Origin of the sequence: Streptomyces sp. NPDC001380 (assembly GCF_042895785.1) — a bacterium.
Classification (GTDB): Bacteria; Actinomycetota; Actinomycetes; order Streptomycetales; family Streptomycetaceae; genus Peterkaempfera.
In genome coordinates this window covers 372,430-388,275 of sequence record NZ_JBIAWP010000001.1, presented here as the reverse complement: position 1 = coordinate 388,275, position 15,846 = coordinate 372,430, and the positions used below count along the sequence as shown (strand labels likewise).

Here is a 15,846-nt window from a genome sequence, read left to right as displayed (position 1 = left end):
TGTGTTCACCGGAATCGTCGAAGAGCTGGGCGAGGTCGTCTCCGTCGAGGACCTCGGGGACTCCTCCCGCATCCGCCTGCGCGGACCCCTCGTCACGCAGGGCGCCCGCCACGGCGACTCCATCGCCGTGAACGGCGTCTGCCTCACCGTCGTGGACACCGCCGAGGAACTGGCCGCCGGCACCGGCGCGTTCTCCGCCGACGTCATGGCCGAGACGCTGAGGCGCTCCAGCCTCGGCGTCCTCGCGCCCGGCTCGCGCGTCAACCTGGAGCGGGCGATGGCGCTCGGCGACCGGCTCGGCGGCCACCTCGTCCAGGGCCACGTCGACGCCACCGCCACCCTGCTCTCCCGCACGCCCGGCGAGGCGGGCGCCGACGGCAGGCCGCAGTGGGAGGTGCTGCGCTTCTCGCTGCCGGCCGGCGTCTCCCGGTACCTGGTCGAGAAGGGCTCGATCACCGTCGACGGCGTCAGCCTCACCGTGGTCGAGGCAGGGGCGGACTTCTTCACCGTCAGCCTCATCCCGGCCACCCTCGCCCTCACCACCCTCGGCCTCCGGCGGCCCGGCGAGCCGGTCAACCTGGAGGTCGACGTCCTCGCCAAGTACGTCGAGCGGCTGCTCGCCGACCGCGCCGCGCCGCTCCTCCCCGCCGGCACCGCGACCGCCGGGTCCGGCGCCCCCGCCGCGACCGCCGGAGACCTCCGATGAGCTGGCTCAACAGCACCGCCTTCACCGCCTTCGGGCAGACCGTCATCTGGTCCGACATGGTCGGCAACCTGCTCGGCCTGGCCGCCCTCGCCCTCGGCTGGCGCCGCTCCCTGGCCGCCTGGCCGGTCCAGCTCCTCTCCGGCGCCGTCCTCGTCTCCGCCTACTGGTCCGCCCACCTCAGCGGCGGCGTCGGCAAGCAGCTCCTGGTGATCGGGGTCGCCCTCTGGGGCTGGGACCGGTGGCGGCGCGGCCGCGGCGACGACGGCGAGCTGCAGGTCCGCTTCGCCACCTGGCGCGAGCGAGGCCTGCTGGCGGCCGGCACCGCCCTGGGCACCCTCGCCGTCGGCGGCCTGTTCACCGCCGTCCCCGCGCTCTCCTGGAACCCCTGGCCGGACGCCTACATCTTCACCGGCACCCTCGCCGCGATGGTCGCCCAGGCCCGCGGCTGGGTGGAGTTCTGGTTCGCCTGGCTCGCCGTCGACCTGGTCGGCGTGCCGCTCGCCTTCTCCGGCGGGCTGGCCTTCTCCGGCCTCGTCTACGTCGTCTACTTCGTCCTCGTCCTGCTCGGCCTGCGCGCCTGGTGGCTGCGCACCCGCACCGTCCGTCCCCGGCAGCAGTCCGCACTGGAAGGAGCAGTGGCATGACCGCCCTGCACGAGCTCGCCGCCCCCGTCCCGCACGACCACGCGCCCGCCCCCGAGGCCCCGGACGCCCGCGAGGACCTCGCCCTCGACACCGTCGAGCGCGCGATCGCCGAGATCGCGGCCGGCCGCGCCGTCGTCGTCGTGGACGACGAGGACCGCGAGAACGAGGGCGACCTGGTCTTCGCCGCCTCCGCCGCCACGCCGGAGCTGATGGCCTTCACCGTCCGGCACACCTCCGGCGTCGTCTGCGTCCCCATGACCGGGGCCGAGCTGGACCGCCTCGCGCTGCCGCCCATGACGCAGGTCAACGAGGACCGCAAGGGCACCGCCTACGCGGTCTCCGTCGACGCCCGCGACGGGGTCTCCACCGGCATCTCCGCCGCCGACCGCGCCCGGACCGTGCGGCTGCTCGCCGGGTCCTCCACCACCGCCGCCGACCTGACCCGGCCCGGCCACGTCTTCCCGCTGCGCGCGGTCGAGGGCGGCGTCCTGGCCCGCCCCGGTCACACCGAGGCCGCCGTCGACCTGGCCCGGCTCGCGGGCCTGCCGCCGGCCGGCGCCATCGCCGAGGTCGTCAACGACGACGGCACCATGGCCCGCCTCCCCGACCTGGTGCCCTTCGCCCGCCGCCACGGCCTGGCGATCATCTCCATCGCCGACCTGATCGCATACCTGCGCCGCACCGAGAGCATGGTCGAGCGGGCCGCCGTCACCGGCCTGCCGACCGAGCACGGCATGTTCACCGCCGTCGGCTACCGCACCGCGGACGGCACCGAGCACATCGCCCTGGTCGCCGGCGGCCTGGACGCCGACGGCCGCGTCCCCGGCGGCGAGGACGTGCTGGTCCGGGTGCACTCCGAGTGCCTCACCGGCGACATCCTCGCCTCGCTGCGCTGCGACTGCGGCCCCCAGCTGCACGCCTCCCTGGACCGGATCGCCGCCGCCGGGCGCGGCGTGCTGCTGTACCTGCGCGGCCACGAGGGCCGCGGGATCGGCCTGGTGCACAAGCTGCGCGCGTACCAGCTCCAGGAGGCCGGGCGCGACACCGTCGACGCCAACCTCGACCTCGGCCTGCCCGCCGACGCCCGCGACTACGGCACCGCGGCGCGGATGCTCGCCGACCTGGGCGTGCGCTCGGTGCGGCTGCTCACCAACAACCCCGAGAAGATCACCGCGCTGACCGCCCTCGGGATCGAGGTGGCCGGCCGCGAGCCGCTGCCCGTCCAGGCCGGCGAGCACAACCTGCGGTACCTGCTCACCAAGCGGGACCGGATGGGCCACGACCTGCCGTGGCTCGACGCGGCCGAGGCGCCCGCCTCGCTCGCCGCGCCCGTGGTCGAGCCGCGCGCCGCCGACGGCACGCGCTGAGCCCGCCCCGCACGCCCCACCCACCCCCGCCCCACCCCCCGGCCCGGGCACGACCCGGGCGGGGACGAGACCGACCGGTACGACGGACCGGTACGACGGAGAGGAACGCCCGTGAGCGGCAAGGGAGCCCCCGAGCTGACGCTGACCGCCAGGAACTGCCGCGACCTGCGGGTCGCGGTCGTGGCCGCCCAGTGGCACGAGCAGATCATGCAGGGGCTGCTCGACGGCGCCGTGCGCGCCCTGCACGAGCTCGGCATCGACGAGCCGACCGTGCTGCGGGTGCCGGGGGCCTTCGAGCTCCCGGTGGCGGCCAAGCAGCTCGCCGACCGCGGCTACGACGCGGTGGTGGCGCTGGGCGTGGTCATCCGGGGCGGCACGCCGCACTTCGAGTACGTCTGCCAGGCGGCCGCCATGGGCCTGACCCAGGTGGCGGCCTCCACCGGGGTCCCGGTCGGCTTCGGCGTCCTGACCTGCGACGACGAGGCCCAGGCACTGGACCGCGCGGGGCTGCCCGGCTCCCACGAGGACAAGGGCCACGAGGCGGTCACCGCCGCCGTCGCCACCGTCGCCGCGCGGCGCGCCTCCACCGTCCCCGGGGGATTACCCCGGGGGTTGTGCCCGGGCGCTCACCCCCGCCCCGCCGGGCCGGCCCGGGGGCCCGGGGGGCCGTCCCGCGGCGCGGACACGGGTGTCCGCGCCGCGGACCGTCCCCCGGCGTCCCGCCCTCAGGCCGTAGGGTGTCCCCATCATGGCGCTGAAGACATTCGAGGAGCTCTTCACCGAGCTCCAGCAGAAGGCCGCCTCCGGCGACCCCGGTTCCTCCCGCACCGCGCAGCTCGTCCAGCAGGGCGTGCACGCCATCGGCAAGAAGGTGGTGGAGGAGGCCGCCGAGGTCTGGATGGCCGCCGAGCACGAGTCGGACGAGCGGACGGCCGAGGAGATCTCCCAGCTGCTCTACCACCTCCAGGTGATGATGGTCGCCCGCGGCCTGTCCCTCGAGGACGTATACGCTCATCTGTGACCCGCCGCGGGGGGCGCGTACCGCCCCCCGCGCGACCACGTCCGCAACCGCACATCCGCGAACAAGTGAAGGACCTGCCTCCCATGCTGCGCATCGCCGTACCCAACAAGGGTTCTCTCTCGGGTCCCGCGGCGGAGATGCTCCATGAGGCCGGCTACCGCCAGCGCAAGGACTCGAAGGAGCTCGTCCTCGTCGACGCCGACAACAGCGTCGAGTTCTTCTTCCTGCGGCCGCGGGACATCGCGATCTACGTCGGCTCCGGCCGCCTGGACATCGGCGTCACCGGCCGCGACCTGCTGCTGGACTCCGGCGCCGAGGCCGAGGAGGTGCTCGCGCTCGGCTTCGCCGGCTCCACCTTCCGCTTCGCCGGGCCGGTCGGCACCGCCAAGGACGTCCAGGGCCTCCAGGGCCTGCGGATCGCGACCTCCTACCCGGGCCTGGTCCGCCGCCACCTCGCCGAGCACGGCGTCGAGGCCTCCGTCACCCGCCTCGACGGCGCCGTCGAGACCGCCATCCAGCTCGGCGTCGCCGACGTGATCGCCGACGTCGTGGAGACCGGCACCACGCTGCGCAACGCGGGCCTGGAGGTCTTCGGCGACCCGATCCTGGAGTCGGACGCCGTCGTCGTCCGGCCCCGTGGCGCGGGCGAGGACCCGCGGGTCGAGCAGTTCCTGCGCCGCCTCCAGGGCGTCCTGGTGGCCCGCCGCTACGTGATGATGGACTACGACATCCGCGCCGAGCGGGTCGGCGACGCCGTCGCCCTCACCCCCGGCCTGGAGTCGCCGACCGTCTCGCCGCTGCACAGCGAGGGCTGGGTGGCCGTCCGCTCCATGGTGCTCCGCAAGGAGGCCCAGCGGATCATGGACGACCTGTGGGCCATCGGCGCCCGCGCCATCCTGGTCACCAACATCCACGCCTGCCGCCTCTGACCCCGACGGGGCGGGGACGGCACCGGCCGTCCCCGCCCCGCACCCTCCCGTGGAGCCCGCCGCCATGCCCGCCACCCCGCCGCCCGCCGACCACGACCGGGGGACCGGCCACGACCGGACCGCGGGGCTCCCCGCGCTGCCGGTGACCTGGCGGGCCTCCCGCACCCGCGCCGTCCTGCTGCCGGTCGCCGTCCTGCTGGTGGTGATGTTCGCCGCCATGGCGGCGGCGCTGCCGTCCAACTGGCACGCCTACGACCGCGGCGCCCTGGTCGTCACCGGCCTGCTCTTCGCGGCGGCCCTGGTGATGCTCTCCCGGCCCCGGGTCACCGCCGACCCCGCCGGGGTCACCGTGGTCAACTTCGTCCGCAGCCGCCGGCTGGCCTGGGCCGAGATCGTCCGCGTCAACCTCCGTCAGGGCGACCCCTGGGCCGTCCTGGACCTGGCCGACGGCACCACCCTGGCCACCGTCGGCATCCAGCCCGCCGCCGGCCGGGAGCAGGCCGTCGCCGCCGCCCGCGCGCTGCGCGACCTCGTCGACGCGCACGGAGCCGCCGCCCCCGGCCGATGAGCCCGGCGCCCCGGGTCCGGCCCCGGCCCCTGGGCCGGGCCCGCTCCAGCACCGGCCGCCGCCCGGCCCCCCGGCCGGCCCGCACCAGGCCCCCGGACCGGCCCGCACCGGCGTCCCCGGGAGCCCCGCCCCGCCCCCGCCCGCCTGTCGTTTACGCTGGTAAAGGCGGGGCAAACACCCCGCAGGCCACGGCGCGTCCGGTCCCTCGGGGGCCGCTCCACCGGTGAGCACGCGCCCCCACCCCCGACCAGAGGAGTGACACCTCCCCTCGATGGACGATCCGTCCGGCAGTACGAACGCCGTCCCGTCCCCTGAGCCTCCGCACCGCCCGGCCGCGCGTGCGGCCCGCGGGGAGGCGGTACGGTGACCACCGCCTGGATCCTGCTGATCGCGGCGTTCGCCCTCATCCTCGCCAACGGCCTCTTCGTGGCCGCCGAGTTCTCCCTCGTCACCGTCGAACGCGGCGCGGTGGAGCGTGCGGCCGCCGCCGGCGACCGCCGCTCCGAGGGCGTCGCCCAGGCCCTGCGCCGCCTCTCCTTCGAGCTCTCCGGCGCCCAGCTCGGCATCACCGTCACCTCCCTGGTGGTCGGCATGCTCGCCGAGCCGGCCCTCTCCGAGCTCCTCGGCCCGCTCCTCGCCGCCGTCGGCGTCCCCGACTCCGTCTCCCGGGGCCTGGCCGTCGCCGTCGGCATGGTGCTGGCGACCGTCCTCCAGATGGTCATCGGCGAGCTGGTGCCCAAGAACTGGGCCATCGCCCAGCCCCTGCGCGTCGCCCGCGCCGTGGTCGGACCGCACCGCGCCTTCTCGGCCGCCTGCCGCCCGGTCATCGCCTTCCTCAACGGCTCCGCCAACCGCGCCGTGCGCGCGCTCGGCATGGAGCCCGCCGAGGAGCTCGCCCACGCCCGCACCCCCTCCGAACTGGTGGCGCTCGCCCAGCACTCGGCCAAGGCGGGAGCCATCGAGGAGGAGACCGCGGACCTCTTCGTCCGCACCCTCGGCCTCACCGGGCTCACCGCCCAGAGCGTGATGACCCCCCGGGTCGACGTCTCCGCCCTCCACGGCGCCGCCACCGCCGCCGACGTGCTCAACCTGACCCGGGCCACCGGCCTGTCCCGCTTCCCCGTCTACACCGACACCCTGGACGACGTCACCGGCTTCGTCTCCCTCAAGGAGGCCCTCGCCGTGCCCGCCGGCCGCCGCTCCGTCGTACCGGTCTCGCAGATCAAGGTCGCCCCGCTGCTGGTCCCCGAGACCCTCCCGGCGGGCCGCCTCCTGGAGGTGCTGCGCCGCAGCCAGCAGATGGCCGTGGTCGTCGACGAGTACGGCGGCACCGCGGGCGTCGTCACCCTGGAGGACATCATCGAGGAGATGGTCGGCGAGGTCGTCGACGAGCACGACCCCGAGGACCTCCCCGACCTGGTCGCCCTCGCCCCCGTCGGCGGCATGCCGGCCTGGGACGCCGACGGGCGCACCCGCGTCGACCAGCTGGAGGCCGTCGGCCTCCACGCGCCCGAGGGCCCCTACGAGACCCTGGGCGGCCTGGTCGCCCACCTCCTGGGCCGGATCCCCGCACCCGGTGACACGGCCCGGCTGCCCGGCTGGCGGCTGACCGTCCTGGACACCGACCGGCACCGCACCTCCCGGGTGCGCCTGGAGCGCACCGGCCGGCTGCCCGGCGGTCCCGCCGCGGCGGACGACCCCGGGGACGACGGCAGGGACGGCGGCAGGGGCGCCGGCGGCAACGGGGGGCGGGCCCGATGACCGTCCTGCAGATCCTCGCCTCGCTCCTGCTCCTCCTCGGCAACGCCTTCTTCGTCGGCGCCGAGTTCGCGGTCATCTCGGTCCGGCGCAGCCAGGTCGAGCCGCTCGCCGCGGCCGGCAACCGCCGCGCCCGCACCGTGCTGCACGCGCTGGAGAACGTCTCCTCCATGCTCGCCGCGGCGCAGCTCGGCATCACCGTCTGCTCGCTCCTCCTCGGCGCCCTCGCCGAGCCCACCATCGCGCACCTGCTGCACGGCCCGTTCCAGGCCCTCGGCGTGCCGGACGCGGCCACGCACCTGGCCTCGTACGTCATCGCGCTGGCCGTGGTGGTCTTCCTCCACATGGTCGTCGGCGAGATGGTCCCCAAGAACATCGCCCTGGCGAGCCCGGAGCGGGCCGTCCTGTGGCTCGGACCGCCGCTGGACACCCTGGCCCGGCTGCTGGGCCCGTTCATCCGCTTCCTCAACGCCTTCGCCAACCTGGTGCTGCGCGCCTTCCGCGTGGAGCCCAAGGACGAGGTGGAGTCCGTCTTCACCAGCGAGCAGCTGGCCCACCTGGTGGAGGACTCCCGTGAGGCCGGCCTGCTGGCCCCGCGCGAGCAGGAGCGGCTGGAGGACGCCCTGGAGCTCGGCCGCCGCCCCGTCACCGACGTGCTGCTGCCGACCGCGAAGCTCGTCACCGTGGACGCCTCCGTCACCCCGGCGCGGCTGGAGGAGCTCGCCGTCTCCACCGGCTTCTCCCGCTTCCCGGTCACCGGCCCGGACGGCGGCTTCCTCGGGTACCTGCACGTCAAGGACGTCCTCGACCTGGACGACCGCACCGCGCCGGTGCCCCGCCAGACGTGGCGGCGGATGACCTCCGTGCGCGACCGCACCGCGCTGGACGACGCCCTCGGCGCGATGCGCCGCGCCGCCGCCCACCTGGCGGCCGTCGTCGACCGGGAGGGCCGCACGCTGGGCCTGGTCACCCTGGAGGACGTGCTGGAGGAGCTGGTGGGGGAGGTCCACGACCCGGACCACCGGCGGGCCGCCGCCGTCCGCGGCCGGGTCTGAGCCGCGGCGGGCGGGCCCGGGGCGGTGCGCCCCGGGCCCGCCCGCCGTCCCCGCTCCTGCTCCCGCCCGTCCGTCCCGCCGGTCCCGCCCGTCCGTCCCGCCGGTCCCGCCCGTCCGTCCCGCCGGTCCCGCCCGTCCGGTCAGCCGCGCCCGTCGATCAGCTCGCCGTACGCCTGCATCAGGTCCGGCAGCCGCAGCGTCGCCAGGTCCTCCCGGCCGGGCGCCGCGGCCAGCACCGACAGCCGCAGGTCCCGGTAGGCGCACGACTTCTCGTACAGGGTGCGCATGAAGCGCCCGTTCCCCAGTTCGTCGATCCAGCCCTCGCCCACCACGTGGGCGCAGATGCTGTGCAGCTCCTCCAGGGCGTCCGCGTCCCACCCGTCGCCGTCGCGGGCGGCCAGCGCCTGCCCGATCGCGGTGAGCTCGGACGGGCGGTAGCTGGGGAAGTCGACCCGGGTGGTGAAGCGCGAGGCGAGCCCGGGGTTGGCGGCCAGCAGCCGGTTCATGCCCTCCGGGTAGCCGGCGAGTATCACGACCAGCCGGTCCCGGTTGTCCTCCGCGCGCTTCAGCAGCACCTGCAGCGCCTCGTCGCCGTACGCGTCGCCCTTGCTGTAGCCGGAGTTGGCCAGCGAGTACGCCTCGTCGATGAAGAGCACGCCGTCCAGCGCCGAGTCGATCAGCTCGTTGGCCTTCACCGCCGTCTGCCCCAGGAACTCGCCCACCAGGTCGGCGCGCTGCGCCTCCACCAGGTGGTCGCCGGAGAGCAGCCCCAGGGCGTAGAACACCCGGCCCAGGATCCGCGCCACCGTGGTCTTGCCCGTCCCGGACGGCCCGGAGAAGACGAAGTGCCGCTTGGGCGGCTGCACGGGCAGACCCTGGCCGGCCCGCAGCCGCGCCATCCGCAGCTGCGCCGACAGCGCCAGCACCTGCCGCTTCACCGGTCCCATGCCGACCATCCGGTCCAGCTCGGCCAGGGCCGCGTCCAGCTGCCCGCGGTCCGGTCCGCCCGCCCCGGCGGCCGCGCCGGACGCCGGCCGCGGCTGGACCGGCAGCACCACCCGGTCGCGCAGGGAGGCGTCGGAGCCCCCGCCGTCCGCGCCTCCCGCGTCGGGGCTCGCCGTGCCGCCGGGACCGCCCGCCCCGGCGGCGCCCCCGGCGGACTCGGCCCGGTCGGCCGCGGTCGCCGCCACCGGGTCCGCCGCCTCGGCCGCGGGCCCGGCGCCCCCCGCCGTCCCGCCGCCGCCCGCGGCCCCGGCCGCCCCGAAGCCGCCGTCCTCGCCCCCGGCGGCGGACTGCGCCGCCCCGGTGCCCGCGGTCCCGACCGCGCCGTCCAGCTCGGCCTCCAGCAGCTCCGGGTCGACCCCGTCCTCCGACATGATCGCCGCGAGCCGGGCGGCGGTGTCCATGAACGCCGGGTCGGCCCGGTGCACCGCCCGGTACAGCGGCAACGCCGCGGCGCTGCGGCCCGCGCCCTCGTACGCCCGCGCCAGCCAGTAGCGCAGCTCCTTGCGCTGCGGCTGCTCGGAGCGGCAGCGCGCGAGCGAGGCCGCCAGCGGGGCCTCCGCCTGCGGGCACATGTCGAGCCGGACCCGGGCCATCCCGCTGAAGAGGCCGGCCTCGATGCCCAGCAGAGGGTCGTCCAGCAGGCCGTCGGTGTCGCGGATCAGCTGCTCCCAGTCCTTGACCAGGTAGGAGCGGCAGGCGTGCAGGAACCGCACCGAGGGATCCTCCCCGGCGGGCGGGCAGAGGTCCAGGGCCCGGTCCAGCTCGGGCAGGTGGCGGCCGTCGAGCCAGTGCGAGGCGTGCGCCAGCGCCAGGTCGCGCCGGTCCTCCAGCACCGGCTGCACCCACCAGCCCAGCCAGTACCAGGAGCTCAGCGGCCTGCGGTGGCGGCCCCGCTGCTCGCCGAACCGGTCGCGGTGGCGGTGCATGGCCAGCAGCGCCCCGGAGGTGTCGGACCGCAGGGCGTGCAGCCCCAGCCAGGCGTCCGCCATGCCGGGGTCCAGCCGCACCGCCGTGCGGAACTCCTCCTCGGCCCGGGAGTAGGCCCCCGCCGTGTACGCGTCCATGGCCCGCAGCCACGCCCGGTCGGCGAGCCCCGCCGTCCCGGCGCCGCCCGGGTCCTCGGCCCTGCCCACTCAGGCCCCCCGCCGTGGGTCCCGCCGCGTGCCTGCCGCCGCTCCCGCACCCATGAGCACCGCCCCCTCGTGCCGCCCGCCGCACCGCGGGCCAGGCCGTCCGGCCACCATGATGACCCTGCGGGGGCCGACGCGGAACGCGGCCGTCCCCGCAGACTCCGCGGGGCCCGGGGGAGTGGCGGAGAGCCCTTCGCCGCCCCCGGCCCGCACCACCCCGTGCGCCGCTCCTCCCGGCATCGTACCGGCGCCCCGCAGATCCGGAAGGGCGCCGCGCCGCCGCGGCCCCGGGCGCGGCCGATCCCCCGGCCGGGGCGGGACCGGTCCGGCCCGGGACAGGACGAAGCCCCTCGGCCACGGGGGAACGGCCGAGGGGCTTCGCGTCTGTTGTTGCGGGATCAACCAATCTCGCGACGGGGACAAGGTAGGACCTGGTCCCGGCCCAGGTCAAGCCGCCGTCCGGCGTGAAGCGGAGCGCGCCGGCGGCGGCACGCACCGTCACCGGTCCGGGGCTCAGGGGGAGGCCTGCACTGCCGCCGCCGTCCGGTCGCCCGCCTGCCGCAGGAGGTCCCCGACCTCCTCGGCCTCCGGCACCCCCAGCCGGTCGAACACCGCGGCCGCGCCCTCCAGGGCCGCCCGGCCCCGCTCGGCGTGCCCCAGCCGGACCAGGGCGCGCCCGCGCGCCGCGTGGGCCAGCCCCTCGCAGTACGCGTCGTCGATCTCCACCGCCACCGCCAGCGCCTGCTCCGCCGTCAGCGCCGCGTCCGCGTCCCGGTCCAGGGCGAGCAGGCACTCCGCCAGCCGCGCCAGGACCAGGCCCTCCCAGCTCCGGCGCCCCTGCTCGCGGAAGAGCCGCAGGGCGTGGTGCAGGTGGACGGCGGCGGGCTCCGGCTCGCCGGACTGGCGCATCACCACGCTCGCGGCGTACCGCGTCTCGGCCACCGTGGAGTCGTTGCCGGAGGACTCGGCGGCCGCCAGCGCCGCCTCCGCCGTGGCCCGGGCCTCCGCCGCGCGGCCGAGGTCCATCAGCGACCGGGCCGTGTTGCCCATGATCAGCGCCGAGACGCTGGTGTTGCCCAGCAGCTCGCACTGCTCCAGGGCCTCGTGCAGGTACGGGAGCGCCTCCACCGAGCGGCCGGTGCCGCCCGTGACGACGCCCAGCAGGTTCGCCGCGGTGAAGTGCGCCACGCCGTCCCCGCAGGCCCGGGCGAGCTCCAGGGCGGTCCGCAGCTCCTCCTCGGCCGCCTCGTACCGGTCGCAGGAGTACAGCAGGAACGCCCGGACGCAGCGGGCGCGCGACTCCGCGACCCGGTCGCCGGCGCGGTGGGCGGTGGCCACCACCGGCCGCAGGACCCGCTCGATCTGCCGCTGGTGGACCACGCCGTCGATCAGCCACACCCAGGCCATCAGCAGGTCGACCAGCGTCCGCAGGGCGCCCTCGCGGTCCTCGCCGGCCCGCTGCGAGACGACCGCGAAGAGCGTCGCCTGCTCGGAGCGGAGCCAGGTGCGGGCGGCCTCGGTGTCCCGCAGGGGCGCCGCCTGCGCCTGCGGCGGCCGCAGGTGGTCCGTCAGGACGTCGCCCGGCTCCAGCAGCCGGGACGCCGCCGAGACGCTGGCGAAGAGGAAGTCCAGCAGCCGGCCGGAGGCCAGGTCCCGCTCCCCGGCCGTGTCGGCCCGCCCGCTCCGCCGTCGCGCGAAGAGCCGCAGCAGGTCGTGGTGGCGGTAGCGGCCGGGGGCGGGGGACTCCAGCATCCCGGCGTCGACCAGCGCCTCCGCCAGGTCCTCCGCGTCCTGCACCGGCAGCCCCAGCACGGCCGCGGCGGAGGCCAGCGAGAGGTCGGGGCTGTCCGGGAGCGCCAGCAGCCGGAACGCCCGGGCCAGGGCGGGGGAGAGCTGCCGGTAGCCCAGCTCGAACGTGGCCTCCACGCCGAGCCGCCCGGTCTGCAGCTCGTCCAGGCGGCGCTGCTCGTCGGCGAGGCGCTCGGCCAGCACCGACACCGTCCAGGAGCGGCGCGCCGCCAGCCGGGACGCCGTGATCCGCACCGCGAGCGGCAGGAAGCTGCAGGCGGACACGACGTCCAGGGCCGCCTCCCGCTCGGCCTCCACCCGCTCGGTCCCGGCGATCGCGGCGAACAGCCGCACGGCCTCCTGCGGGTCCAGGACGTCCAGGTCGACGTGGCGGGCCCCGGCCAGGTCGGTGAGCCGGGCCCGGCTGGTGACCACCACGGCGCACCCGGGGCCGCCGGGCAGCAGCGGCAGGACCTGGGCGGTGTCCAGGGCGTTGTCCAGCACGACCAGGACCCGGCGGTCCGCCAGCAGGGAGCGGTAGAGCCGCGCCCGCTGCTCCAGGCCCTCCGGGACGCCGTCCGGGTCCTGGCCCAGGGCGGTGAGGAAGTCGCCGAGCACGGCCTCCGGGTCGGCGGGGCCGTCCCCGGCGCCGCGCAGGTCCACGTGGAGCTGGCCGTCCGGGAACTCCGCGCGGACCCGGTGCCCGGCGTGCACGGCCAGCGTCGTCTTGCCGACCCCGCCGATGCCCGACACCGCGCAGAGGCGGACGCCGCCGTCCCCGCCCTGACCGCCCTGACCGCCCTGACCGCCCTGGCCGCCGCCCCTGCCGCGGAGCACCGCCTCCAGCTCCCGGGTCATCGCCTCCCGGCCGGTGAAGTCGGCCGGGTCCGCGGGGAGCTGGGCGGGGACCGCCGCGGCCGGCCGCTCCCCGGGGCCGCGGGACACCGCGGCCGGGGGCGCGGGCCGCAGCAGGGAGGCGTCCGAGGCCAGGATGCGCGCGTGCAGCTCGCCGAGTTCGGGCCCCGGCTCCACGCCGAGCTCGGCGACCAGCAGGCGGCGGGCGTCGGCGTAGGCGGCGAGGGCCTCGGCCTGCCGGCCCCCGCGGTACAGCGCCAGCATCAGCAGGGCCCGGAACCGCTCCCGCAGCGGGTGCTCCACGACCAGGTCCGCCAGCTCCGCGACGGCCTCCTGGGCCCGGCCGAGGTCGATCCCGGCGCCGAGGCGCAGCTCCAGCGCGGTGCAGCGCAGCTCCTCCAGCCGCCTGCGCCAGGCGTCGGCCGAGGGGCCCGGCAGGCCCGGGAGCGGGGCGGCCCGCCAGAGGGCGAGCGCCGCGGCCGCCGCCGCGTGGCAGCCCTCGGCGTCCCCGGCGGCCAGCGCCCGGCCCGCCCGGCTGACGTCCTGCTCGAACCGGTCGGCGTCGACGGCCCCCGGCGGCAGGCGCAGGGCGTAGCCGTCCGCGACCGAGACGAGGGTCTCCGCGGCCGTCCTCGACCTGCGGTCGGGCTCCAGGGAGCGGCGCAGCCGGGAGACGTACGTGCGGACGGCGGCCACGGCGTTCGGCGGCGGGTCCTCGCCCCAGACCCCCTCGACCGCCTCCCGGAGGCCGGTGGGCCGGCCCGCCCGCCGGAGCAGCACGGCCAGCAGCGCGCGCTGCTGCGGCGGTCCCAGCTCGACCTCCCGGGAGGAGCGCCACGCCTGCAGCGGGCCCAGGACCTCGAAGTGCAGATTCGGCTGTGCGGCGTCCGCGTCGGTCTGCAAGGCTGCGCGCCCCCCGGCTTCCCCGATGCCCGCCCCGACCGGCTCGGAGCGGCTCTCCCCCTGCGGTGCGCTGCGTCCCACGGCACCGCAGGTGCTGTTTATCAGATGTTTATCGGCCTTCGCCATGCTTGCTCCGGTCGTTCTCCCCAGGCCTCCCCGCGCGGAGGCCCGCCGGGGGGGTCGGCCGGACCCCGGGGCCCGCCGGACGGGCCGCCAGACCACCACCGAGGAGCAACGACATGAGCACGCCGCCGGAGGAGCCCACCCCCGACACGCCGGACACCGGGACGGACACCGGGACGGGCACCGGCACCGAGTCGCCCACCGGCAACGGCGCCACCCGCAAGTAGCGCCCGCAGCGCCTGAGCTTCCGCCGTCCGGGGGGACGGCGGACACCGCCTCCGCGCCCTGGGCGGAGGCGGTCCCCGGAGGGGAGCCGGGGACGGGGGGACAGGGGAGAGGGCCGGTCGCGCCGGCACAGCAGCACGGGGGGCTGCTGCGCCGGGTGCGGCCGGCCCTCCGCATGCCCGCGGCCGGACCGGCCGCCGGCCCGGCCGGGCGGCCCCGCCCCGGCCGGACCGCCGCCACCGCGCAGCCCCGGCCGTCCGGGTGCCGCCCGGCCGCCGCGCCCGGCCCGCACCCGTCCCGGCCGCCCCCCGCGCGGCCCCTCGCCGCCGCCCGCCGGGCCCTCGCGGTGACGGACGCCCCGGGATCGGGCATACTCACTTCGCCGCGTCGGTTAATGGCCGTTCACTGCGAACCGGTGGGACCGCTTCCGACGAGGCACGACGACCCCGCCGGGCCCCCACCACGGGCCCGGGGTGCGACCGAGGAGGCGACCCCGCCATGAGCATCTCCCCGAGCAAGCCGGTGGAACGCCAGCTGCCCACCGAGGAGGCCCGCGACCTGCTGGCCCTCACCCGCGAGCTGGTCGACCACGAGCTGCTGCCCCGGGCCGCCGACGACGAGGCCGAGGGGCGCTTCCCGCGGGAGGTCCTCCGCACCCTCGGCGAGTCCGGGCTGCTGGGCCTGCCCTACCCCGAGGAGTACGGCGGCGGCGGCCAGCCGTACGAGGTCTACCTGCAGGTCCTGGAGGAGCTGTCGGCCGGCTGGCTCGCCGTCGGCCTCGGCGTCAGCGTCCACACCCTCTCCTGCCACGCCCTCGCCACCTTCGGCAGCGACGAGCAGCGGCGCCGGTTCCTGCCGGACATGCTGGGCGGCTCCCTGCTGGGCGCGTACTGCCTCTCGGAGCCCCAGTCCGGCTCCGACGCCGCCGCGCTGCGCACCTCCGCCGTCCGCGACGGCGGGACCTACACGGTCAACGGGACCAAGGCGTGGATCACCCACGGCGGCGCCGCCGACTTCTACAGCGCCCTGGTCCGCACCGGCGGCGAGGGCCCCGGCGGCATCAGCGCCCTGCTGGTCGCGGCCGACACCCCCGGCCTGAGCGCCGCCCCGCCGGAGCGCAAGATGGGCCTGAGGAGCTCGCCCACCGCCCAGATCCACTTCGACGGCGCGCGGGTGCCCGCCGACCGCCTGATCGGGGAGGAGGGCCAGGGCTTCTCCATAGCGCTGTCCGCCCTCGACTCCGGCCGCCTCGGCATCGCGGCCTGCGCGGTCGGCGTCGCCCAGGCCGCCCTGGACCACGCCGTGGAGTACGCCCGGGACCGCCGCCAGTTCGGCCGGCCGATCGCCGACTTCCAGGGCCTGTCGTTCATGCTCGCCGACATGGCCACCCAGGTCGAGGCCGGCCGCGCCCTGTACCTGTCCGCGGCCCGCCGCCGCGACGCGGGCCTCTCCTTCACCAAGGAGGCGGCCATGGCGAAGCTGTTCTGCACCGACGCGGCCATGCGGGTGACCACCGACGCCGTCCAGGTCCTCGGCGGCTACGGCTACACCCAGGACTACCCGGTCGAGCGCTACATGCGGGAGGCCAAGGTGCTCCAGATCGTCGAGGGCACCAACCAGATCCAGCGCATGGTGATCGGCCGCCGCCTCACGGGCGGCGCCGGCCGCTGAGACGCGCGGCGGCCGCCGCGCGCCCGACCCGTACGACGACCCCGCCGGGCAGTGCCCGGCGGGGTCCGTGCTGTTCCGTGCGGCCGGTGCGGTCGGCG

11 protein-coding genes and 1 pseudogene are annotated in these 15,846 nt (G+C 77.0%); 10 read left to right on the top strand and 2 right to left on the bottom strand.

Features of this window, described 5'->3' with window-relative positions:
• The first annotated feature begins 1 nt into the window (after window position 1).
• The 9 genes and pseudogenes from ACFY07_RS01760 (at window position 2) to ACFY07_RS01720 (ending at window position 8,048) form a co-directional block, all read left to right on the top strand.
• The gene (locus tag ACFY07_RS01760; protein WP_390866895.1) at window positions 2-706 is read left to right on the top strand and encodes a riboflavin synthase; all 705 of its coding nucleotides are present in this window, start codon (window positions 2-4) and stop codon (window positions 704-706) included.
• Window positions 703-1,350 (top strand): nicotinamide mononucleotide transporter family protein, encoded by a 648-nt coding sequence (locus ACFY07_RS01755; RefSeq protein ID WP_230647585.1) that lies wholly within the window; start codon window positions 703-705, stop codon window positions 1,348-1,350. Before ACFY07_RS01760 ends, ACFY07_RS01755 begins: the two co-directional genes overlap by 4 nt.
• Window positions 1,347-2,717 carry a bifunctional 3,4-dihydroxy-2-butanone-4-phosphate synthase/GTP cyclohydrolase II gene (locus ACFY07_RS01750; protein WP_390866894.1) on the top strand — a complete coding sequence of 457 codons (1,371 nt, stop codon included), beginning with the start codon at window positions 1,347-1,349 and terminating at the stop codon, window positions 2,715-2,717. Before ACFY07_RS01755 ends, ACFY07_RS01750 begins: the two co-directional genes overlap by 4 nt.
• A gap of 111 nt (window positions 2,718-2,828) precedes the next feature.
• Window positions 2,829-3,311 (top strand): annotated as a pseudogene (ribH, locus tag ACFY07_RS01745) (6,7-dimethyl-8-ribityllumazine synthase); the annotation flags it as partial.
• A 154-nt stretch (window positions 3,312-3,465) separates the two neighbouring features.
• Complete coding sequence (locus ACFY07_RS01740) at window positions 3,466-3,738, top strand: phosphoribosyl-ATP diphosphatase (protein WP_230647579.1); 273 nt, start codon at window positions 3,466-3,468, stop codon at window positions 3,736-3,738.
• Window positions 3,739-3,821: 83 nt separating this feature from the next.
• A complete protein-coding gene (gene hisG / locus ACFY07_RS01735) occupies window positions 3,822-4,667 on the top strand; it encodes an ATP phosphoribosyltransferase (RefSeq protein WP_390867054.1) in 846 nt (281 codons plus the stop codon).
• A 64-nt stretch (window positions 4,668-4,731) separates the two neighbouring features.
• Window positions 4,732-5,235 carry a PH domain-containing protein gene (locus ACFY07_RS01730; protein ID WP_390866893.1) on the top strand — a complete coding sequence of 168 codons (504 nt, stop codon included), beginning with the start codon at window positions 4,732-4,734 and terminating at the stop codon, window positions 5,233-5,235.
• Between the two features lie 363 nt (window positions 5,236-5,598).
• A complete protein-coding gene (locus ACFY07_RS01725) occupies window positions 5,599-6,996 on the top strand; it encodes a hemolysin family protein (RefSeq protein ID WP_390866892.1) in 1,398 nt (465 codons plus the stop codon).
• Entirely contained in the window at window positions 6,993-8,048 is a 1,056-nt protein-coding gene (locus ACFY07_RS01720) for a hemolysin family protein (RefSeq protein WP_390866891.1), read from the top strand. The genes ACFY07_RS01725 and ACFY07_RS01720 overlap by 4 nt, the downstream gene beginning before the upstream one ends.
• Window positions 8,049-8,188: 140 nt before the next feature.
• On the opposite strand, the gene ACFY07_RS01715 is transcribed toward ACFY07_RS01720, so the two are convergent.
• Entirely contained in the window at window positions 8,189-10,117 is a 1,929-nt protein-coding gene (locus ACFY07_RS01715; protein ID WP_390867053.1) for an AAA family ATPase, read from the bottom strand.
• A 579-nt stretch (window positions 10,118-10,696) separates the two neighbouring features.
• Window positions 10,697-13,729, bottom strand: a complete 3,033-nt coding sequence (locus ACFY07_RS01710) for a BTAD domain-containing putative transcriptional regulator (RefSeq protein WP_390866890.1) — start codon at window positions 13,727-13,729, stop codon at window positions 10,697-10,699.
• 846 nt (window positions 13,730-14,575) lie between these two features.
• Here ACFY07_RS01710 and ACFY07_RS01705 point away from each other — a divergent pair.
• Window positions 14,576-15,748: an acyl-CoA dehydrogenase family protein gene (locus ACFY07_RS01705; RefSeq protein ID WP_390866889.1), complete on the top strand. Its 1,173-nt coding sequence runs from the start codon at window positions 14,576-14,578 to the stop codon at window positions 15,746-15,748.
• Window positions 15,749-15,846: the final 98 nt, after the last annotated feature.